The 17,915-nt window shown below is 66.0% G+C and carries 16 protein-coding genes; 15 read left to right on the top strand and 1 reads right to left on the bottom strand.

Features of this window, described 5'->3' with window-relative positions; genetic code table 11:
- Positions 1–15: 15 nt before the first annotated feature.
- The 6 genes from infB to OLW90_RS06765 all read left to right on the top strand — a co-directional run bounded on the left by infB (position 16) and on the right by OLW90_RS06765 (position 7,396).
- A complete protein-coding gene (gene infB, locus OLW90_RS06790; protein ID WP_319649336.1) occupies positions 16–3,000 on the top strand; it encodes a translation initiation factor IF-2 in 2,985 nt (994 codons plus the stop codon).
- Positions 3,001–3,212: 212 nt separating this feature from the next.
- Positions 3,213–3,659, top strand: coding sequence for a 30S ribosome-binding factor RbfA (rbfA, locus tag OLW90_RS06785; protein WP_319651845.1), 447 nt, complete (start codon positions 3,213–3,215; stop codon positions 3,657–3,659).
- A 6-nt stretch (positions 3,660–3,665) separates the two neighbouring features.
- A complete protein-coding gene (locus OLW90_RS06780; protein WP_319649335.1) occupies positions 3,666–4,631 on the top strand; it encodes a DHH family phosphoesterase in 966 nt (321 codons plus the stop codon).
- A complete protein-coding gene (locus OLW90_RS06775) occupies positions 4,628–5,944 on the top strand; it encodes an MATE family efflux transporter (protein WP_319649334.1) in 1,317 nt (438 codons plus the stop codon). Before OLW90_RS06780 ends, OLW90_RS06775 begins: the two co-directional genes overlap by 4 nt.
- A 1-nt stretch (position 5,945) precedes the next feature.
- Positions 5,946–6,749 carry a metallophosphoesterase gene (locus OLW90_RS06770; protein ID WP_319649333.1) on the top strand — a complete coding sequence of 268 codons (804 nt, stop codon included), beginning with the start codon at positions 5,946–5,948 and terminating at the stop codon, positions 6,747–6,749.
- The gene (locus OLW90_RS06765; RefSeq protein ID WP_319649332.1) at positions 6,746–7,396 is read left to right on the top strand and encodes a 4'-phosphopantetheinyl transferase family protein; all 651 of its coding nucleotides are present in this window, start codon (positions 6,746–6,748) and stop codon (positions 7,394–7,396) included. The genes OLW90_RS06770 and OLW90_RS06765 overlap by 4 nt, the downstream gene beginning before the upstream one ends.
- Here the strand turns inward: OLW90_RS06765 and truB are convergent.
- Positions 7,391–8,281, bottom strand: coding sequence for a tRNA pseudouridine(55) synthase TruB (gene truB, locus OLW90_RS06760; protein ID WP_319649330.1), 891 nt, complete (start codon positions 8,279–8,281; stop codon positions 7,391–7,393). The two genes, OLW90_RS06765 and truB, sit on opposite strands and share 6 nt — an antisense overlap.
- A 30-nt stretch (positions 8,282–8,311) precedes the next feature.
- Between truB and OLW90_RS06755 the strand changes: the two genes are divergently transcribed.
- The 9 genes from OLW90_RS06755 (at position 8,312) to dapA (ending at position 17,915) form a co-directional block, all read left to right on the top strand.
- Positions 8,312–9,274, top strand: a complete 963-nt coding sequence (locus OLW90_RS06755; RefSeq protein ID WP_319649329.1) for a bifunctional riboflavin kinase/FAD synthetase — start codon at positions 8,312–8,314, stop codon at positions 9,272–9,274.
- 46 nt (positions 9,275–9,320) lie between these two features.
- The gene (locus tag OLW90_RS06750; RefSeq protein WP_319649328.1) at positions 9,321–10,268 is read left to right on the top strand and encodes a nucleoside hydrolase; all 948 of its coding nucleotides are present in this window, start codon (positions 9,321–9,323) and stop codon (positions 10,266–10,268) included.
- The gene (locus OLW90_RS06745) at positions 10,265–11,689 is read left to right on the top strand and encodes an MFS transporter (RefSeq protein WP_319649327.1); all 1,425 of its coding nucleotides are present in this window, start codon (positions 10,265–10,267) and stop codon (positions 11,687–11,689) included. Before OLW90_RS06750 ends, OLW90_RS06745 begins: the two co-directional genes overlap by 4 nt.
- 100 nt (positions 11,690–11,789) lie before the next feature.
- The gene (gene rpsO, locus OLW90_RS06740) at positions 11,790–12,059 is read left to right on the top strand and encodes a 30S ribosomal protein S15 (protein ID WP_319649326.1); all 270 of its coding nucleotides are present in this window, start codon (positions 11,790–11,792) and stop codon (positions 12,057–12,059) included.
- Between the two features lie 241 nt (positions 12,060–12,300).
- A complete protein-coding gene (locus OLW90_RS06735) occupies positions 12,301–14,568 on the top strand; it encodes a polyribonucleotide nucleotidyltransferase (protein WP_319651844.1) in 2,268 nt (755 codons plus the stop codon).
- A gap of 14 nt (positions 14,569–14,582) precedes the next feature.
- Positions 14,583–15,419: a hypothetical protein gene (locus OLW90_RS06730; RefSeq protein WP_319649325.1), complete on the top strand. Its 837-nt coding sequence runs from the start codon at positions 14,583–14,585 to the stop codon at positions 15,417–15,419.
- A 41-nt stretch (positions 15,420–15,460) separates the two neighbouring features.
- Positions 15,461–16,207: a 4-hydroxy-tetrahydrodipicolinate reductase gene (dapB, locus tag OLW90_RS06725; RefSeq protein ID WP_319649324.1), complete on the top strand. Its 747-nt coding sequence runs from the start codon at positions 15,461–15,463 to the stop codon at positions 16,205–16,207.
- 2 nt (positions 16,208–16,209) lie between these two features.
- Entirely contained in the window at positions 16,210–16,959 is a 750-nt protein-coding gene (locus OLW90_RS06720) for an FAD-dependent thymidylate synthase (protein WP_319649323.1), read from the top strand.
- Between the two features lie 50 nt (positions 16,960–17,009).
- The gene (gene dapA, locus OLW90_RS06715) at positions 17,010–17,915 is read left to right on the top strand and encodes a 4-hydroxy-tetrahydrodipicolinate synthase (protein ID WP_319649322.1); all 906 of its coding nucleotides are present in this window, start codon (positions 17,010–17,012) and stop codon (positions 17,913–17,915) included.

Here is a 17,915-nt window from a genome sequence, read left to right as displayed (position 1 = left end):
ACGCTAAGGAGAGAAGTGCCCGGAAAGCTACGTGTACACGAGCTGGCCAAGCAACTCGGTATTACCAGTAAGGAACTGCTCGCCACGCTCAAGGAGCAGGGTGAGTTCGTTAAGACTGCCTCTTCCACCATCGAACCCCCGGTGGTGAAGAAGATGCGTGCGCATTATGAGGCGTCCTCCGGCGAGGGAGAAAAGGCTGCCGGTAATGCGGCCGCGCCGAAGCCCGGTGCTGGCGCTAAGCCCGGTCCGAAGCCGGGCCCCGCCGCAGCCGCGAACAAGGCGGATAAGAAGCCCGCCGCCCCCAAGCCCGGTGCGGCTGGTACCGCTAAGCCCGGCCCGGCCGCTCAAGCAGGCGCGCCGAAGCCCGGTGCTGGCGTGACCAAGCCCGGCCCGAAGCCGGGCCCCGCCGCAAGCGTGGGTGCCAATAAAGCAGCCGCGAACAAGGCGGATAAGAAGCCCGCCGCCCCCAAGCCGGGTACCGGTGCCGCCGGTGCAGCCAAGCCCGGCCCGACATTCCAGAGCGCGCGCAGCGCGCAGAACCCTGCGGCAGGCCAGGGTGTTCCCCGACCTGGCGCTAAGCCTGGCCCGAAGCCGGGCCCCGCCGCAAACCCAGCCAACGCTGCCAAGCAGGGGAAGCCCGCTCCCAAGCCGGGCCAGGGTGGGCAGGACATGCCCAAGCCCGGCCAGCAGCGCGCCAAGCAGGGCGGGGGCGACCGCCCCACCCCGCGTTCCATGCCTAAGCCCGGCCCCAAGCCGGGTGGTCGCGCCCCGCGCGTGGCCAATAACCCGTTCTCCACGGGCGGTAGCGATCGTCCGGCACCGCGTCCCGGTGGCACCGGCGGTAATCGCGGCGGCGCTCCGCGCCCCGGCCAGCAGGGCAAGCGCCCCGGTGGTTCCCCGCGTCCGGGTGGCTCGGGCAAGGCCCCCACGCCGGCGATGATGCCGGCGCACCCGAACCCGAATCAGATGCCCGCTACCTCGGCCAATCGCGGTCGCGGTGGTCGCGGCGGCAACAACCGTGGCAGCGGGCCCGCCGGTGGCGGTTTCCGTGGTGGTCGCGGCGGGCGTCGTGGCGGCACGGCGGGTGCCTTTGGGCGTCCGGGTGGCGCTCCGCGCAAGGGGCGCAAGTCCAAGCGGCAGAAGCGCAATGAGTTCGAGGCAATGAAGGCCCCGAACGTGATCGGTGGCGTGCACCTGCCCGATGGTGGCGGCAAGAAGCTGCGCCTGCGTCGCGGTGCCTCGCTGTCCGATTTCGCGGAGAAGATCGGCACCGATGCCTCCTCGCTGGTGCAGGCCCTGTTCAACCTGGGTGAGATGGTCACCGCCACGGCTTCCGTCTCCGAGGAGACGCTGAAGCTGCTGGGCGAGGAGATGAACTACGCCGTCGAGGTGGTTTCCCCCGAGGACGAGGACCGCGAGCTGCTGGAGTCCTTTGACCTTCAGTTCGGTGAGGACGAGGGCGGCGAGGAGGACCTCGCGCAGCGTCCTCCGGTGGTCACCGTGATGGGTCACGTGGACCACGGTAAGACCCGTCTGTTGGACACCATCCGTAACGCGAATGTGGGCGGCCGCGAGGCCGGTGGCATTACGCAGGGTATCGGTGCCTACCAGGTCAATGTGGAGGCCGAGGGCGGCGATCGCACCATCACCTTCATTGATACCCCTGGTCACGAGGCCTTTACCGCCATGCGTGCGCGTGGTGCGAAGTCCACGGACATCGCCATTCTGGTGGTGGCCGCCGATGACGGCGTGATGCCGCAGACGGTGGAGGCCATCAACCACGCCAAGGCGGCTGACGTGCCGATCGTGGTTGCGGTGAACAAGATTGATAAGCCGGAGGCGCAGCCGGATAAGATCCGCGGCCAGCTCACGGAGTACGGTCTGGTGCCCGAGGAATATGGTGGTGACACCATGTTCGTGGACATCTCCGCCAAGCAGGGCCAGAACATCGAGTCCCTGTTGGAAGCGGTGCTGCTCACGGCCGATGCTGCCCTGGATCTGCGGGCAAACCCGGAGATGGACGCGCAGGGTACCTCCATCGAGGCGCACCTGGATCGCGGACGTGGCCCGGTGGCCTCCGTGATCGTGCAGCGCGGTACCCTCCGCGTGGGCGATTCCATTGTGGTGGGCGATACCTATGGTCGCGTGCGCCGCATGGTGGACGAGTACGGCCAGGACGTCGAGGAGGCCGGGCCCTCCCGCCCGGTGCAGGTGCAGGGCCTCAACGGCGTGCCCGGTGCGGGCGATAACCTGCTGGTGGTGGAGGACGATCGCGTGGCGCGGCAGATTGCCAACCAGCGCGATGCCCGCCGCCGCAGCGCGGAGGCGGCCCGCAACCGCAAGCGCGTCTCCCTGGAGGATCTGGATGAGGTGCTCAAGGAGCACTCCACCCTTAACCTCATCCTCAAGGGCGATAACGCCGGTTCGGTGGAGGCCCTGGAGGACGCCCTGCTCAAGATCGAGGTGGATGATGAGGTTCAGCTCAACATCATCGATCGCGGCGTGGGCGCGGTGACGCAGACGAACGTGACCCTGGCGGCGGCGTCGGACGCCATCATCATTGCGTTCAACGTGCGTTCCGAGGGCAAGGCCACGGAGGAGGCCAACGCCGAGGGCGTGGACATCCGTTACTACACGGTGATCTACCAGGCCATCGACGAGGTGGAGTCCGCGCTCAAGGGCATGCTCAAGCCCATCTACGAGGAGCGCGAGGTTGGTTCCGCGGAGATCCGTCAGATCTTCAAGGCATCTGCCGTGGGCCTCATCGCGGGCTGCATGGTGGAGTCCGGCAAGGTGCGCCGCAACGCCAAGGTGCGCCTGGTGCGCGACGGCAACGTGGTCACCGAGAACGCCACCATCGACTCGCTGCGTCGTGGCAAGGACGACGCCACCGAGGTGTCTGCTGGTTACGAGTGCGGTATGGTGCTCTCGTACCCGGACATCGCGGTGGGCGATCAGATCCAGGTCTACGAGATGGTGGAGGTGCCGCGCGAGGCATAGCGCGCGACGCTTGAACACCGCGTAGGAATACTACCCAAAGTAGGCCCGCCGTGAGCTCCGTGCCCACGGCGGGCCTACTGCTTTTACCTTGCCGCACGGGGTACAATGCCGTGGAATTGACTGTGCAGCGGTGCGAGATCGCAGGAGACTGCATGAGAACGCACGAGACTGCGCGAAAGAGGAATCAAAAGAGCAATCGAAAGGGGAACATGATGGCCGATCAGGCACGTGCCGGGCGGATGGCCAAGCGCATCCAAACCATCGTTGCCACCGCATTGGAGCGCCAGATTAAGGCCCCTCGGGTGGAGCTGATTACCATTACCGACGCCCGCGTCACCGGCGATCTGCACGACGCCACCGTGTACTACACCGTGCGCGGGGAGAACATCGGGCAGGCCCCGGACGAGGAGGCCGCCGCCGAGACCCTGGAGCGCATCCGGGGCCAGCTGCGCAAGATCGTGGGCGATGAACTGGGAGTGCGCTTTACCCCCACTCTGAGCTTTGCTCTGGACACCGTTCCGGAGACCTCCGCGCACATGGAAGAGGTGCTGGCGCGGGCCAAGGCCCGGGACGAGGAATTGGCCCGGCTCAAGGCCAACGCCACCCCGGCGGGGGAGGCCAATCCCTATAAGACGAGCGACGCTGAGGAAGGGCGCTAAACGCCAGTGGCAGAGTTAGAGCAGGTAGCCGCGTGGCTGAAAACCGCGCGCAGCGCGGTGGTGATCGGCCACCTGCGCCCGGACGCGGACGCGATTGGCTCCGTAACCGCACTGGTGGCGGCCCTGCGGCGGCGGGGAATAGCGGCCCAGGGAATCATCGGGCAGGAACAGCGCTTTGCGGAAAACCTTTACACCATTCCCGGGGCGTCGGAAGTCTTGCGTGGCGATAAGCTGCCCGAGGCGGACGTGTACGTGGCGGTGGATTGTGGTTCCCTAGATCGCACCGGACTGCTGAGCGCGCAGGTGCACGAGCGCAGGGAGCGGGTGATCGTGCTGGATCACCACGCCTCTAACCCCGGCTTTGGGGCGCTCAATCACATCGCGGTGGAGGCGGAGTCCACCACTATGATCCTCTACGATCTCTTTCACCTCATGGGGGTGGAACTCACCCCACAGATCGCGCACAGCCTGTACGCGGGCCTGGTCACGGATACCGGTAGTTTCCGTTGGGGCAGCAACCGCATGCACACCGTTGCGGCGACCCTGATGAGCCGAGGCGTAAACGCCCGGCAGATCGCCGCCGATCTCCTCGATCACGTCTCCGCCCACGATTTGAAGATGGTGGGTACGGTGCTCGCGGGGATCGACGTGCTCAACATTGATGGCCTTTCCCTGGCCCTCCTGGTGGCGGAGCACAGGGATGTGGTGGGGCACTCCGCCTCGGCGGTGGAGTCCCTGGTGGACTTTGTTCACTCCATTCAGGGTTGCCAATTAGGGGTGGTGTTCAAGGCCACCTCTCCGGGAACGTGGGCGGTATCCCTGCGCTCAGAGACGATCGACGTCTCCCAGATTGCGGTGGCCCTGGGCGGTGGGGGACACCGGCCGGCGGCGGGTTATACCGCCGTGGGGGAGCGCCAAGAGGTGATCGATGCCCTGATCGCCGTGCTGCGCGAGCAGAACGAGGCCGCATGAGCGGCGCGCAGCGGCAGGACGTTGCGGAGGCTTCCGCCAAGGTCACGGCGCGGGATATTTTTGGCCTGGCGCTGCCCGCCCTGGGCGTGCTGGCCGCCACCCCGCTGTACCTTTTGCTGGATACCGCCGTGGTGGGGCGTCTGGGTGGTTTGGAGCAGGCGGCCCTGGCGGTGGGGGCGACCATTCAATCCCAGGTGACCACCCAACTGACCTTTCTTTCCTACGGCACCACCGCGCGCTCCTCCCGGCTTTTTGGCCAGGGCAGGAGAGCAGCGGCGGTGGCCGAGGGAGTGCAGGCCACCTGGGTGGCGCTGGGCGTTGGTGTGGCGTTGGCCCTGGCGGTCATCGCCGGGGCACCCCTGTTTGCGGGGTGGCTGGGCGGCAACGCGGAGGTGGCCCAGGAGGCCGCCGCGTGGATGCGTGTGGCGGCGCTGGGTATTCCGCTCACCCTCATCATCATGGCCGGTAATGGCTGGTTGCGCGGGGTGCAGGATACCCGCCGCCCCCTATACTTCACCCTGGCCGGGGTGATTCCCGGCGCGATCCTGGTGCCGCTACTGGTGGCGCGCATGGGGCTGGTGGGCTCGGCCGTGGCTAACCTGGTGGGGGTGAGCATTGCGGCCCTGCTATTTTTGGGAGCGTTGATTCGGGAACACCGAGGCCCGTGGCGGCCGCAGTGGAGCGTGATCCGTAAGCAATTGGTGCTGGGGCGGGATCTCATTGTGCGCTCTGCTTCTTTCCAGGTGGCCTTTTTATCCGCGGCCGGGGTGGCGGGGCGCTTTGGGGTGGCGGCTCTGGCCGCACACCAGATCATGCTGCAACTGTGGAACTTCCTGGCCCTGGTGCTGGACTCCCTGGCCATTGCGGCCCAGACCTTAACCGGCGCGGCCCTGGGCAAGGGCACGGTGCGGCAGGCGCGCGCGGTGGGAGTGGCCATTACGCGCTACTCCGTGATCTTTTCCTGCGCGCTCGCCGCGTGCTTTGCGGCCGGGGCGGGGGTCATTCCCCGGTTGTTTAGCTCGGACGAGGCGGTGCTGAGGGAGGTGGGCGGCCCGTGGTGGCTGATGATCGCCATGATCGTGATGGGTGGGGTGCTCTTTGCCCTCGACGGTGTGCTGCTGGGGGCCGCCGACGCCGCCTTCCTGCGCAACGCCACGGTGGTATCCGTGCTCTGCGGCTTCCTGCCCGGCGTGTGGCTGGCCTATGCCTTCGACGGCGGCCTCATGGGCGTGTGGTGCGGCCTGCTGGCATTCATCGGGTTGCGCCTGGTGGCGGTGGTGTGGCGGTTCCGCTCGATGAAGTGGGCGGTGTGAGGTGACCGCCCCGACGCTGTGGGCGGTTTCCGACCTGCACGCGGCGGTTCCCGCCAACCGGGAGCACGTGGAGCGCCTGCGGCCTCGGAACCCCGGGGATTGGCTCATCGTGGCCGGGGACGTGGCGGAGAACGTGGACTTGGTGATCGCCACCCTGGGGCGGCTGCGGGAGAGATTTCCCCGGGTGATCTGGGCACCGGGGAACCACGAGCTGCTCAGTCGGGCGAGCGATCGGTTCCGGGGGCGGGCGCGGTATGCGGAACTGGTGCGCCGCTGCCGGGAGATCGGCGTGCACACCCCGGAGGACGAGTACCCGATTTTTCAGGGCACGGCGATAGCCCCGCTGTGTACCCTCTACGATTACAGCTTTGCCCCCGCCGGGATCACCTACGAGGGCGCGCGGGCTGCCGGGAAAATGCTTATCGACGCCTTCGCCCTCGAACCCTTCGCGAACGTGCCGGCTTGGTGTAGGGAGCGTCTAGCCTATAGCGCGGGCAGGCTCGCCGCGCTGGCGGGAATGCCCACGGTGCTGGTGAATCACTGGCCGTTGGTGCGCGAGCCGGTGCAGCGCATGGGGATACCGGAGTTATCCCTGTGGTGCGGTACCGAGCACACGCGGCGGTGGCCGCAGCGCTATCGCGCCCGCGCGGTGGTCTACGGCCACCTGCACTTGCCTGGGGTGACCCGGGTGCACGGGGTGCCTCACATCGAGGCCTCCCTGGGCTATCCGAGGGAGTGGCGCGAGCGCCCTGAACTCCCCGAGCGCCCGTGGCCCTATCCGGTGTTGGGAGGACACGCACGATGATGGATTCGCTTTTTCCCCCGCAGGTGCAGTGGCGGATACTGCGGGCACCGGATTCCTCCCTGCTGCGCTACCAAGAACTCCCCGCTGAGGAGCGGGAACTGGTGGCGCGCGCGGTGGATAAGCGCAAGGCGGAGTTTGGCGATGCCCGCTGGTGCGCCCATCAGGCCCTGGCTCACTATGGGGTGCCGCCGAGCACCCCGATTCTGCGCGGGGTCAGGGGCATGCCGGTGTGGCCGCAGGGTTTTACGGGCTCGCTCACCCACACGGAGGGTCTGCGGGCGGCGGCGGTGGCCCCCCGCTCCGAGGTACGCGCGGTGGGGCTGGACGTGGAACCGGCTGCCGCGCTCCCGAAGGGGGTGCTGGGGAGCATCGCCCTGGATTCCGAGGAATACATGGTGCGGCGGTGGTGGGCTGCCGGAATGCAGTGGGCCGATCGGCTGCTTTTTTGCGCCAAGGAGGCCACCTACAAGGCGTGGTTCCCGCTCACGCGGCGCTGGCTGGACTTTGATCAGGCGGAGATCGCGCTGCACCCGGACGGCACCTTTACCTCGCGCCTGCTGCCGGATACCGCGCCGCTGCCCTTCTTTTCGGGGCGGTGGCTCGTGCGCGAGGGCTATTGCTGCGCGGCGATCACGGTGCCGCTATAGGGTGGATGGCCTGGCCACAAAGACGGTGGAGAGCCGCTTGCCCTGTTCCTTGATCAGGGCGATGCTGTGGCCCTCGGGATCCACGGCGGCGTGTACCCCGCGCAGCCCGCGCGGCTCCAGCCACTGCCCCTTGGCCAGGGCCTCGGCCTCGGCGGCGGTCACCGCCACGGTGGGGTAGCAGCGCCGCAGGGCCTCGTCCAGGGTGAGGCTGAGGCGCGGGTGTTCCGCGAGGGTGTCGAGAAGCACCGAATCCGTGAGCCTAAACGGGCCCACCTCGGTGCGGCGCAGCATGGTCAGGTGCCCGCCCACGCCGAGGTGCTCGCCCAGATCGCGGGCCAGGGCGCGGATATAGGTGCCCGAGGAGCAGTCCACCTCCACGTCGAGGTCGGTTCCCCGGCGATCGAGGAGGTCAAAGCGGGAGACGGTGACGGGGCGCGGGGGAATCTCCACCTGCTCACCGGCCCTGGCACGGGCGTAGGCGCGCTGGCCGTCGATCTTGATCGCGGAGAACGTGGAGGGGCGCTGCATGATGTCCCCGGTGAGGGAGGCGAGGGCGGCGTCGATAAGCGCGGGGTCGAGGTTATGCACCTGCTCGGTGGGTACCTGCGCGATGATCTCGCCCTCGGCGTCGTCGGTGGTGGTGGACTGGCCCAGGCGGATGGTGGCGCGGTAGGCCTTGGTGGCGGCGGTCATGTGGGCTAGAAACTTGGTGCCGCGCTCCACCCCCGCCACCAGCACGCCGGTGGCCATCGGGTCCAGCGTGCCGGCGTGGCCCACCTTTTTGGTGCCTAAAGCCCTGCGTAGCCGGGAAACAACGTCATGGGAGGTAAGCCCCTGGGGCTTGTCCACCACTACTATTCCTGAGCGTGCGAGGGGATCAACCATGCCCCGTAGTGTATGCCGTAGTCTGGGTGCGTGAATATTTGGCACGGGCTTGCAGCCGTTCCCTCGGATCTCTCTGGATCGGTGGTCACCATCGGGGTATTCGACGGTGTGCACCGGGGGCACCAACACCTGCTCGGGCGCGCGGTGGCGGAGGCCCGCGAGCGCGGGTTGCCCTGCGTGATGGTGACCTTTGATCCCCACCCCGTTTCCGTGTTCCTCCCGGAAAAGACCCCGGCGCGCCTGACCTCCCTCGATGATCGCCTGCGCCTGGCCGGGGAACTGGGCGTGGACGCCGTGCTGGTGGTGAACTTCACCTGCGAACTCGCGGGCCTGAGCCCGCGCCATTACTTCACCTCGCTGCTGGTGGATACCCTCAAGGCCGCCGCCGTGCTGGTGGGGGAGAACTTCACCTTTGGCAAGGACGCCGCGGGCACCGTGGATACGCTGCGGGAACTGGGTGAGCAGTACGGCATTGAGCCCATCATCGTGGGTCTGTATCACGACGGCGGGCAGCGGCTGTGCTCCTCCCTGGTGCGCCGCTACCTCAGCGAGGGCGATATTGAGGGAGCCAACTGGGCGCTGGGGCGCTCCTTCCGGGTCACCGGCAAGGTGGTGCACGGTGCGGGGCGCGGCGGCAAGGAACTGGGCTATCCCACGGCCAACCAGTACTTTTCCGAGTCCATGGCCCTGCCCGCCGACGGTGTGTATGCGGGCTGGCTTACCGTGGTGGATTCCGGCCCGATCAAGGGGGACATGGTGGCCGAGCGACGCTACCCGGCGGCGATCTCCGTGGGCACGAACCCCACTTTTGGCGACGAGCCGCGCAGCGTGGAATCCTTTGTGATCGACCAGGAGGCGGACCTTTACGGGCACACCGCCACCGTGGAGTTTGTGGCCCACCTGCGCCCGATGGTGAAGTTCCACGGGGTAGAGGAATTGCTAGAGGCGATGGGGCGAGACGTAAGCCGTGCCCGGGAGATTCTGGCGGGATAGAGTATGGGGTGATCTGCCCGCACTAGGAAAGTACGAGGAGCACCCCGTGGCCCGTAAAATCATCCTTGACCTGGACACCGGCGTCGATGACGCCCTGGCTTTGGCGTATGCCCTGGGCTCCCCAGAGCTAGACCTCATTGGCGTGACCTGCACCTACGGCAACGTGCTCATTGAGCAGGGCGCAGCTAATGACCTCGCGCTGTTGGACCTGCTGGGCCACTCCGAGGTGCCGGTTTTCCTAGGCGAGCCGCACGCGCAGACCAAGGAGGGCTTTGAGGTTCTGGAGATCTCCGCCTTTATTCACGGCAAGAACGGCATTGGCGAGGTGGAGATCCCGGCCTCCCCGCGCTCGGTGGAGGAGCGCGGCGCGGTGGACTTCCTCGTGGATTCCGTGCGCGAGCACGGCGACGATCTAGTGATCGTGGCCACCGGCCCCATGACCAACCTTGCCGCCGCCATCGCCGCCGATCCTGAGTTCGCCCGCAACGCCCACATCGTGATTATGGGCGGCGCGCTCACCGTGCCCGGCAACGTCAATGCCTGGACGGAGGCCAATATCAGCCAGGATCCGGAGGCGGCGGATACGCTGCTGCGTTCCGGGGCGGACGTGACCATGATTGGCCTGGATGTGACCCTGCAAACTCTGCTCACTTACGAGGAGACTCGCCAGTGGCGCGAGCTGGGCACGGAGGCCGGGCGCGCGCTGGCGGACATCACGGATTACTACATCAAGGCCTACGAGACCACCGCGCCCTACCTGGGTGGTTGCGGCCTGCACGATCCCCTGGCGGTGGCTGTGGCGGTGGACCCCACCCTGGTGACCCTGCTCCCGATCAACCTCAAGGTGGACGTGGAGGGGCCCACGCGCGGGCGCACCATCGGGGACGAAAAGCGGCTTAACGACGCCGAGCGCACCTCGCGGGCCGCCGTGGCGGTGGACGCCCCGCGCTTCCTCCAGGAGTTCATGACCCGCATTGGTTCGGTGCTCCGGTGAGCGCCACCGAGGCCCAGGGGCCCGGTGCGGCCCCACAGATTGATCCCCAGGTGCAGCGTGGCGCGATGAAGGCCATGCCCGGCCTGCTGGCGATCTTCGTCTTTGGCATTCTGTGCCTGCATTCCTTCAACTTCGTGTTCACGGACATCGGCCAGGAGCTCGGCGCTCCGGCGCGGGCCGCGCTGATTACCTCCCTGCCCGGCGTGGTGCTCGGCGTGGTGAGCGTGATTTATGGCTCCCTGGGGGACTTCGTTTCCCTGCGCCGCATGATGATGGTGGGCATAGCGCTCATCGTGGTGGGCTCCGTGCTGGGGTTATTCTCCACGGCCTCCATCTGGTTGGTGATTATCGCGCGCGTGATTCAAACCGCCGGGTGCCAGGTGGCGGGTTCGGTGTTCCTGGTGGTGGCCACCAAGTACGTGCCGGGGCCGAAAAAGGTGGTGTATTTTGGTATCTTCACCGCGGCCTATCAGTTCTCCACGGCCATTGGCCTGGTGGCCGCGGGCCAATTGAGCAAGATCAGTTGGGTGTGGCTCTTTGCCATTCCGCTGCTTTCCGTGTTCTTCATTCCCTCCCTGTACCGGCACTTGCCCGACGTGCGTGGCGAGGGCCGCCGCATTGATATTGCGGGATTCGTGCTTGTTTCCCTGGCGGTGGGCAGCCTGGTGATGCTGTTGTCCGAGGGAACCTGGGCGTGGGCTCTGGCCTTTACCGTGCTGTCCGTGGCCTTTGTGGCGTATATCCACCTGGTGCCGCACGCCTTTATCACCCCGGAGTTCTTCCGCAACCGGGCCTACCTGGTGGCGGTCTCGCTCATCTTGATCTTCTACGTGGCGCAATACGCGATGAACCCGCTGTTCAAGGAGGTTGGCGCGCAGCTGTACGGCTACGACGCCGCCGCGATGGTCTTTGTGCTCATCTGGGCCAGCCTGATCGGCGGGATCGCCGGCATGATGTCCGGCAAGATCGTGGGGTGGATCGGGCGCGGACCGGGAATCATGCTGGCCGCCAGCCTGATGGCGTTGAGCTGCCTGCTCGCGGCTTTCACCCTGGAATCGGGAATCTGGGCGGTGGGCCTGTGCGCGGTGCTGTTCTTTGGCGGCATATCCATGCTGTATTCCCCGGTGGTGGACACGGTGGTGGGTACCGTGGACGTCTCCGAGTCCGGGCGCGCGGTGGGGCTCAATGACCTCGCCATGAACGTTTCCCCCTCCATCGGCGTGGCGCTGGTGAGCAGCCTGATGAACGGTGTGGTGTTCGGTGGCGTGACGCTGACGGGCGCCACGGCGGGGGAGGCCGCCAATTATTCGGTGATCTTCCTGCTCCTGGGCGCGGTATTCATCGCGGGCATGGTGTGGTTCCTGGCCATGAAGAAGAACCTGTACCCGGATTCCTGGGGCAGGGTTTCGGCGCAGGCATAAAACCTGCTATCCTATAGCGCGGTCTGGCAACTGCGGTCCACAGTAGTTGCCCGGATTGTTTTTTCGTGTGGACTGAAATAACTAATGAGGTGATGTCTCAATGTCCCTGGGCACTGAGAAGAAGAAGGAAATCCTGTCCGAGTACGGCCTCCACGAGACCGATACCGGCTCCCCCGAGGCGCAGGTGGCGCTGCTCACCGAGCGTATCTCCAACCTCACCGAGCACCTGAAGAGCCACAAGCACGATCACCACTCTCGCCGCGGTCTGCTGCTGATGGTGGGTCGTCGTCGTGGTCTGCTCAACTACCTGGCGGAGACGAACATCGATCGTTACCGCGATCTGATCTCCCGTCTGGGTCTGCGTCGATAGGCTGCTGAGAGGCCGTCGATAAGCAAAGCGCACCCCGTCGCACCGTGTTTTTCGCGGTGTGGCGGGGTGCGTGCTTGTGCCTGGGCGTGTTAGGGTGGGCGCTGTTCATAGCACACACGAGGACTCAAGGCGGCACCGACGATCGCCATCATGCTATGTATGCCTATAGGAGGGCACACCTTTGCCTAGGAAGTCTCACTCCGGGAAGCCGAACCCCGGCAGGAAGAACGAGAATAATCCGCTGAAGAACGTGGAAAAGAACCTCGAATTTAACTTTGACGAGGAATACGGCATTACCGAGGCCGTGGCCACCATAGATAATGGTGATTTTGGCACCCGCGAGGTGCGCTTTGAAACCGGCCAGTTGGCCCGCCAGGCCGACGGCTCGGTAACCACGTACCTGGACGAGGACACCATGCTGCTGGCCACCACCACGGCGTCGAGCAAGCCGCGCGAGGGGCTGGACTTCTTCCCCCTCACCGTGGACGTGGAGGAGCGCATGTACGCCGCCGGGCGGATTCCCGGTTCCTTCTTCCGCCGCGAGGGCCGCCCCAGCACGGACGCCGTGCTGGCCTGCCGCCTGATCGACCGCCCGCTGCGCCCCACCTTTACCAAGGGGCTGCGCAACGAGGTGCAGATCGTGATCACCGTGATGTCCCAGGCCCCCGAGGACTTCTACGACGTGGTGGCCATCAACGGCGCTTCCGCCGCCACCCAGCTTTCCGGCCTGCCGGTTTCCGGCGCGGTGGCGGGCGTGCGCATGGCGCTAATCGCCGATGAAGCCCACCCCAAGGGGCAGTGGGTGGCGTTCCCCACCGCGCAGCAGCACGAGGAGGCCCTCTTTGAGCTGGTGGTGGCCGGGCGCATCGTCAAGCGCCGCCAGGGTCGCCGCACGGTGGAGGACGTGGCGATCATGATGGTGGAGGCCGGTGCGGGCGAGACCGTGGTGGAGCGCATTTCCCAGGGCGCTCCCGCCCCCACGGAGTCCGTGGTGGCCGAGGGGCTGGAGGCCGCCAAGCCCTTCCTGGCCACGCTCTGCCGCGCCCAGGAGGGCCTGGCCGAGCGCGCCGCCAAGGAAGAGCGCGAGTTCCCGCTCTTCCCCTCCTACTCCGAGGAGATCCACGCGGCCGTGGAGAAGAAGGCCGCCAAGAAGCTGCGCAAGCTGCTCACCATCGCGGGCAAGCAGGAGCGCGACGAGGCTACCGACGCCTACTACGCCGAGGTGGAAGAGGGCCTGTTGGATCGCTTTGCCGAGGACGAGGCCCCGGAGGAGGCCGCCAAGCAGATTCGCGCCGCCTACGGCGCGGTGATGAAGGACATCGTGCGGGAGATGATCCTCACCGATGGCTTCCGCATCGACGGCCGCGGACTCACCGATATTCGTGACCTCGGCGTGGAGGTGGATCTGGTGCCCCGTGCCCACGGTTCTTCCCTGTTCGAGCGCGGCGAGACACAGATCCTGGGCGTGACCACCCTGGACATGCTCAAGATGGAGCAGCAGATTGACTCGCTGACCCCGGTGAAGTCCAAGCGCTACATTCACCACTACAATTTCCCGCCCTATTCCACGGGCGAGACGGGCCGCGTGGGCTCGCCCAAGCGCCGCGAGATCGGCCACGGCGCGTTGGCCGAGCGCGCGGTGTCCCCGGTGATCCCCTCCCGCGAGGAGTTCCCCTACACCATTCGCCAGGTTTCCGAGGCCCTGGGTTCCAACGGTTCCACCTCGATGGGCTCGGTGTGCGCCTCTGTACTCTCCCTGTACAACGCCGGCGTGCCGCTCAAGGCCCCGGTGGCGGGTATCGCTATGGGTCTGGTCTCCGGCGAGGTCGAGGGCAAGACCGAGTACGTGGCCCTGACGGACATCCTGGGGGCCGAGGACGCCTTTGGGGACATGGACTTCAAGGTGGCCGGTACCGGCGAGTTCATTACTGCCCTGCAACTGGATACCAAGCTTGACGGCATCCCCTCCAAGGTGCTGGCCTCCGCCCTGGATCAGGCCCGCGAGGCGCGCCTGACCATCCTGGATACCATGATGGAGGTCATCGACAGCCCCGACGAGATGAGCGGCCTCGCGCCCAAGATCGTCACCGTCAGCGTGCCGGTGAACAAGATCGGTGAACTGATCGGCCCCAAGGGCAAGACCATCAACGCGATCACCGAGGAGACCGGCGCGGAGGTGTCCATCGAGGAGGACGGCACCGTGTACGTCTCCGCCACCAGCGGGGAGGCTGCCGACGCCGCCGTGGAGAAGATCAACGGCATTGCCAACCCGCAGTTGCCCAAGGTGGGCGAGCGCTTCCTGGGCACCGTGGTCAAGACCGTGGCCTTTGGTGCGTTTGTGTCCATCGCCCCGGGCCGCGATGGCCTGATCCACATCTCCAACCTTGGTGGCAATAAGCGCATTGACAAGGTGGAGGACGTGATTAACGTCGGTGACAAGGTGGAGGTGGAAATTGCGGATATTGATAACCGCGGCAAACTTTCCCTGGTGCCGGTGGCGGAGAAGTAGTATTCTCCCCAGGCATGGGAGATAACTGGGAATTGCTATTACGCAAAACCGTTTTTGTTTGTAGGCCGCAGGACCTGGATTCCGCCTATCGGCTTTTCTGTGATCGCCTCGCCATGATTCCCCCGGAGCATGGCGAGGTTCTTGCTATCTCTGCGGGAGTAGCGGATTCGGCGGATGTGTATCGCCTGTGGGACCTGCGGAATCAGGTGGCCTTTGAGCCTCGTCTGGGCGACCCGATGGACATGCAGGTGTATGAGATTCTTGCTCTTATCCGGGAGAATCCGGAGAACGAGGAGGAGGTATCGAACAAGTTTTTCTTTGAGGATGAATTTGAGCCGACGGTGTATGCCTCCGCGTTGCCCGCGCCCTGGATCATGGCTTCTTTCCCGGTCAATGAGGAGGAGTGGGAAGAAAACGAAACTGCCGCGGTGCGATCGCGGGAACCTGAGTACACCCCCGATCCGCGTCTGCCGGAGGTCATTGAGCCCGGAATCTGGTTGCTGACGTTTTATGCCTTGGCGGAGGAGGACAAAGCGCAGGAGGTGAATAAGGCTTTTCACCAGTGGAAAGGGAGCATGGGGGAGCGGGTATTAACGTGCTCGGAGGAACTAACCGTGGAGACCATGAGCGATGATCCCAATATCTTTGGGCCGCTTGCTCTCCGCGATATGATCGCGCAGGCGGCTGGGCACAAGTCCAGCTATCCCTTGGCCAAGAACATGTATCGCGGCCGCGTGGTCATGGAGGTGACCACGTCCACTCCACGTCGGGCCTTGTGCCTTGGTGGTGTTCGGGACGAGGAAGAGTACGAGGAATATCCCAGCGAGGTATATGCCGAGCGCCTGCGCTAGCGTGGTGGGAGCATAAACACATCTTCCGAGGAGGCAAGGCAATGGCGATCAAGGTTGGCGTTCTGGGGGCCAAGGGCCGCGTGGGTTCCACCATCGTGTCCGGTATCAAGGACACCGAGGGCTTGGAACTGGCCGCGGCCCTGGACCAGGGGGACGATAAGCAGGAACTCGTGGACGCCGGGGTAGAGGTGATCGTGGACTTCACCGTTCCCGATCAGGTGATGGACAACCTGGAGTTCTGCATTCAGCGGGGGATTCACTGCGTGGTAGGCACCACTGGCTTTGATGAGCAGCGCCTGGAGCAGGTGCGCGCCTGGTGCGCGCAGAACCCGGAGGTTGGAGTGCTCATCGCCCCGAACTTTGCCATTTCTGCGGTGCTGGCGATGGCCTTTGCCCGCCAGGCCGCCACCTACTTTGAGTCGGCGGAGGTGGTGGAGTACCACCACCCGAATAAGTTGGATGCTCCCTCCGGCACGGCCGTGCATACCGCGCAGGGGATCGCGCGGGCGCGTCGGGAAGCGGGCATGGCTCCCGCGCCGGACGCCACGCAGCAGGCTCTCGACGGCTCCCGGGGGGCCACCGTGGACGGTATCCCGGTGCACGCGGTGCGCATGCAAGGGATGAATGCCCACGAGGAAATCATCTTTGGTACCCAGGGGCAGACGCTCACGATCCGCCAGGACTCCTATGACCGCACTTCCTTTGTGCCCGGCGTGGTGCTCGGGGTGCGCAAGGTGGCCGAGCATCGTGGCCTGACGGTGGGCCTGGATTCCTACCTGGGGCTCTAAGCGTGGTGCGTCAGGCCCGGCTGCGGGTGCAGGTGCTCAGCGCCCCCACGTTTACCGTGCCCGCCGATACCTCGTGGCACCCGGGGGAGCAGGCCACAGCGGCCGAGGCCGTGGTGGAGTTCGCGGGCAGGCTGGAATCGGGGAGCCTGGATCACCCCCGGCCGCGTACCCAGGGCACGGAGGCCTACCTGCGGCATCTTCAGGAGGTGGCGCGCTGGGATCTCATGGCCCATGCCACGGCCACGGTGTACATCACGGGCCTTTCGCGCCGGTGCGTGGATACTTTGTCCTGCCGGGAGGATCTCACCGTCACCCGCGCCACCCCGCCGATGGGCGCGGAGCAGGTGGAGGTGGTGATTCCCCCGGCTATCGAGCAAGACGAGGCCCTGCGCACGCTGTTTCTACGCACGATGGACGAGGCCCGCTTTGCCTACGAACAGTTTGCGGAGGGGCTCAAAGACCCCGCGCAGCAGCACGACGCCGTCTGGGCCGCGCGCCAGGCGCACCAGGCCGCGCACGCGGTGGTGCCGGTGGCGGTGGCGACCTCCCTGGTGGTCACGGCCTCCATGCAGGCGTGGCGCGCGGTCATGCTGAGCTTTGGTGCCGAGCACGCGGATTCCGAGTGGCGCAGCCTGGCCACGGCGTTGCTCACGGCCCTGCGGCCGGTGGCTCCCGCGCTGTTTATCGACGTCGCGGAGGTTCCCGCCGTTGATGGCCCGCCGGGGGTGGAAAGCGCCTACGGGGTGGATTAAACGCGGGGCGTTGTGCCGTTATTCCCGCCGAGACTGTAGTGTTTAGGGGCATGAGCACAGGATTGACAGCGAAGGCGGGAGTCGAGCACTTCGGCACAGTCAGCGTTGCGATGGTCACCCCCTTGACCAAGGAGGGTGACCTTGATGTTGATGCTGGCCGCCGGCTGGCCGCCCACTTGGTGGACAGTGGTTGCGACTCCCTCGTTCTCGGCGGCACCACCGGGGAATCCCCCACGGTGTCCGTGGAAGAAAAGCTGCGCCTGCTCACCGCAGTAAAGCAGGAAGTGGGCGACCGCGCGCGCATCGTCGCGGGCGCGGGTACGTATGACACGCGGGCGTCGATGAGCCTCGCCCAGGCCTCGGCCGAGGCGGGCGCGGATTCCCTGCTCGTGGTCACCCCGTATTACTCCAAGCCCAGCCAGGAGGGGGTGTACCGGCACTTCGAGGCCGTGGCTCAGGCCACTGACCTCCCCATCTGCCTGTATGACATTCCCGGCCGCAGCAGTATTCCCATCGAGGCGGATACCATCCGCCGCCTGGCGGAACTTCCCACCGTGATGGCGGTCAAGGACGCCAAGGGGAATATGGCTGAAGCGGCCCCCCTGATCCGGGAGACCGGCTTGGCCTGGTACTCCGGCGATGATCCGCTGAACCTGCCCTGGCTTTCCCTGGGCGCGAGCGGCTTCATCTCCGTGATTGGGCACGTGGCGGCCCCGCAACTTCGCTTGCTGCACACCAGTTTCGAGGAAGGCGACCTCGTTCGAGCTAGAGAAATCAACGCCGCACTCAATCCGCTGGTCCGTGCCCAGGCTCGCCTGGGCGGGGTCAGCCTCGCTAAGGCTGCCCTGCGCTTGCAGGGCATCGAGGTGGGGGATCCCCGCCTGCCGGTGGTCGCTCCGACCCCGCAGCAGGTGGAGGAACTCCGCCGTGACATGCAGAAAGCTGGAGTCCTATAA

The organism is Corynebacterium sp. 21KM1197, assembly GCF_033783015.1.
Lineage (GTDB): Bacteria > Actinomycetota > Actinomycetes > Mycobacteriales > Mycobacteriaceae > Corynebacterium.
The sequence above is the reverse complement of the archived record's forward strand: the minus strand, read 5'-3'. Positions and strand labels throughout refer to the sequence as shown.

Excerpts from the sequence above, each read along its gene's own strand:
- dapB (WP_319649324.1), top strand. The coding sequence starts at position 15,461 with ATGGCGATCAAGGTTGGCGTTCTGGGGGCCAAGGGCCGCGTGGGTTCC.
- OLW90_RS06775 (WP_319649334.1), top strand. The coding sequence starts at position 4,628 with ATGAGCGGCGCGCAGCGGCAGGACGTTGCGGAGGCTTCCGCCAAGGTC.
- truB (WP_319649330.1), bottom strand. The coding sequence starts at position 8,281 with ATGGTTGATCCCCTCGCACGCTCAGGAATAGTAGTGGTGGACAAGCCC.
- OLW90_RS06730 (WP_319649325.1), top strand. The coding sequence starts at position 14,583 with ATGGGAGATAACTGGGAATTGCTATTACGCAAAACCGTTTTTGTTTGT.
- OLW90_RS06765 (WP_319649332.1), top strand. The coding sequence starts at position 6,746 with ATGATGGATTCGCTTTTTCCCCCGCAGGTGCAGTGGCGGATACTGCGG.
- dapA (WP_319649322.1), top strand. The coding sequence starts at position 17,010 with ATGAGCACAGGATTGACAGCGAAGGCGGGAGTCGAGCACTTCGGCACA.
- rbfA (WP_319651845.1), top strand. The coding sequence starts at position 3,213 with ATGGCCGATCAGGCACGTGCCGGGCGGATGGCCAAGCGCATCCAAACC.
- rpsO (WP_319649326.1), top strand. The coding sequence starts at position 11,790 with ATGTCCCTGGGCACTGAGAAGAAGAAGGAAATCCTGTCCGAGTACGGC.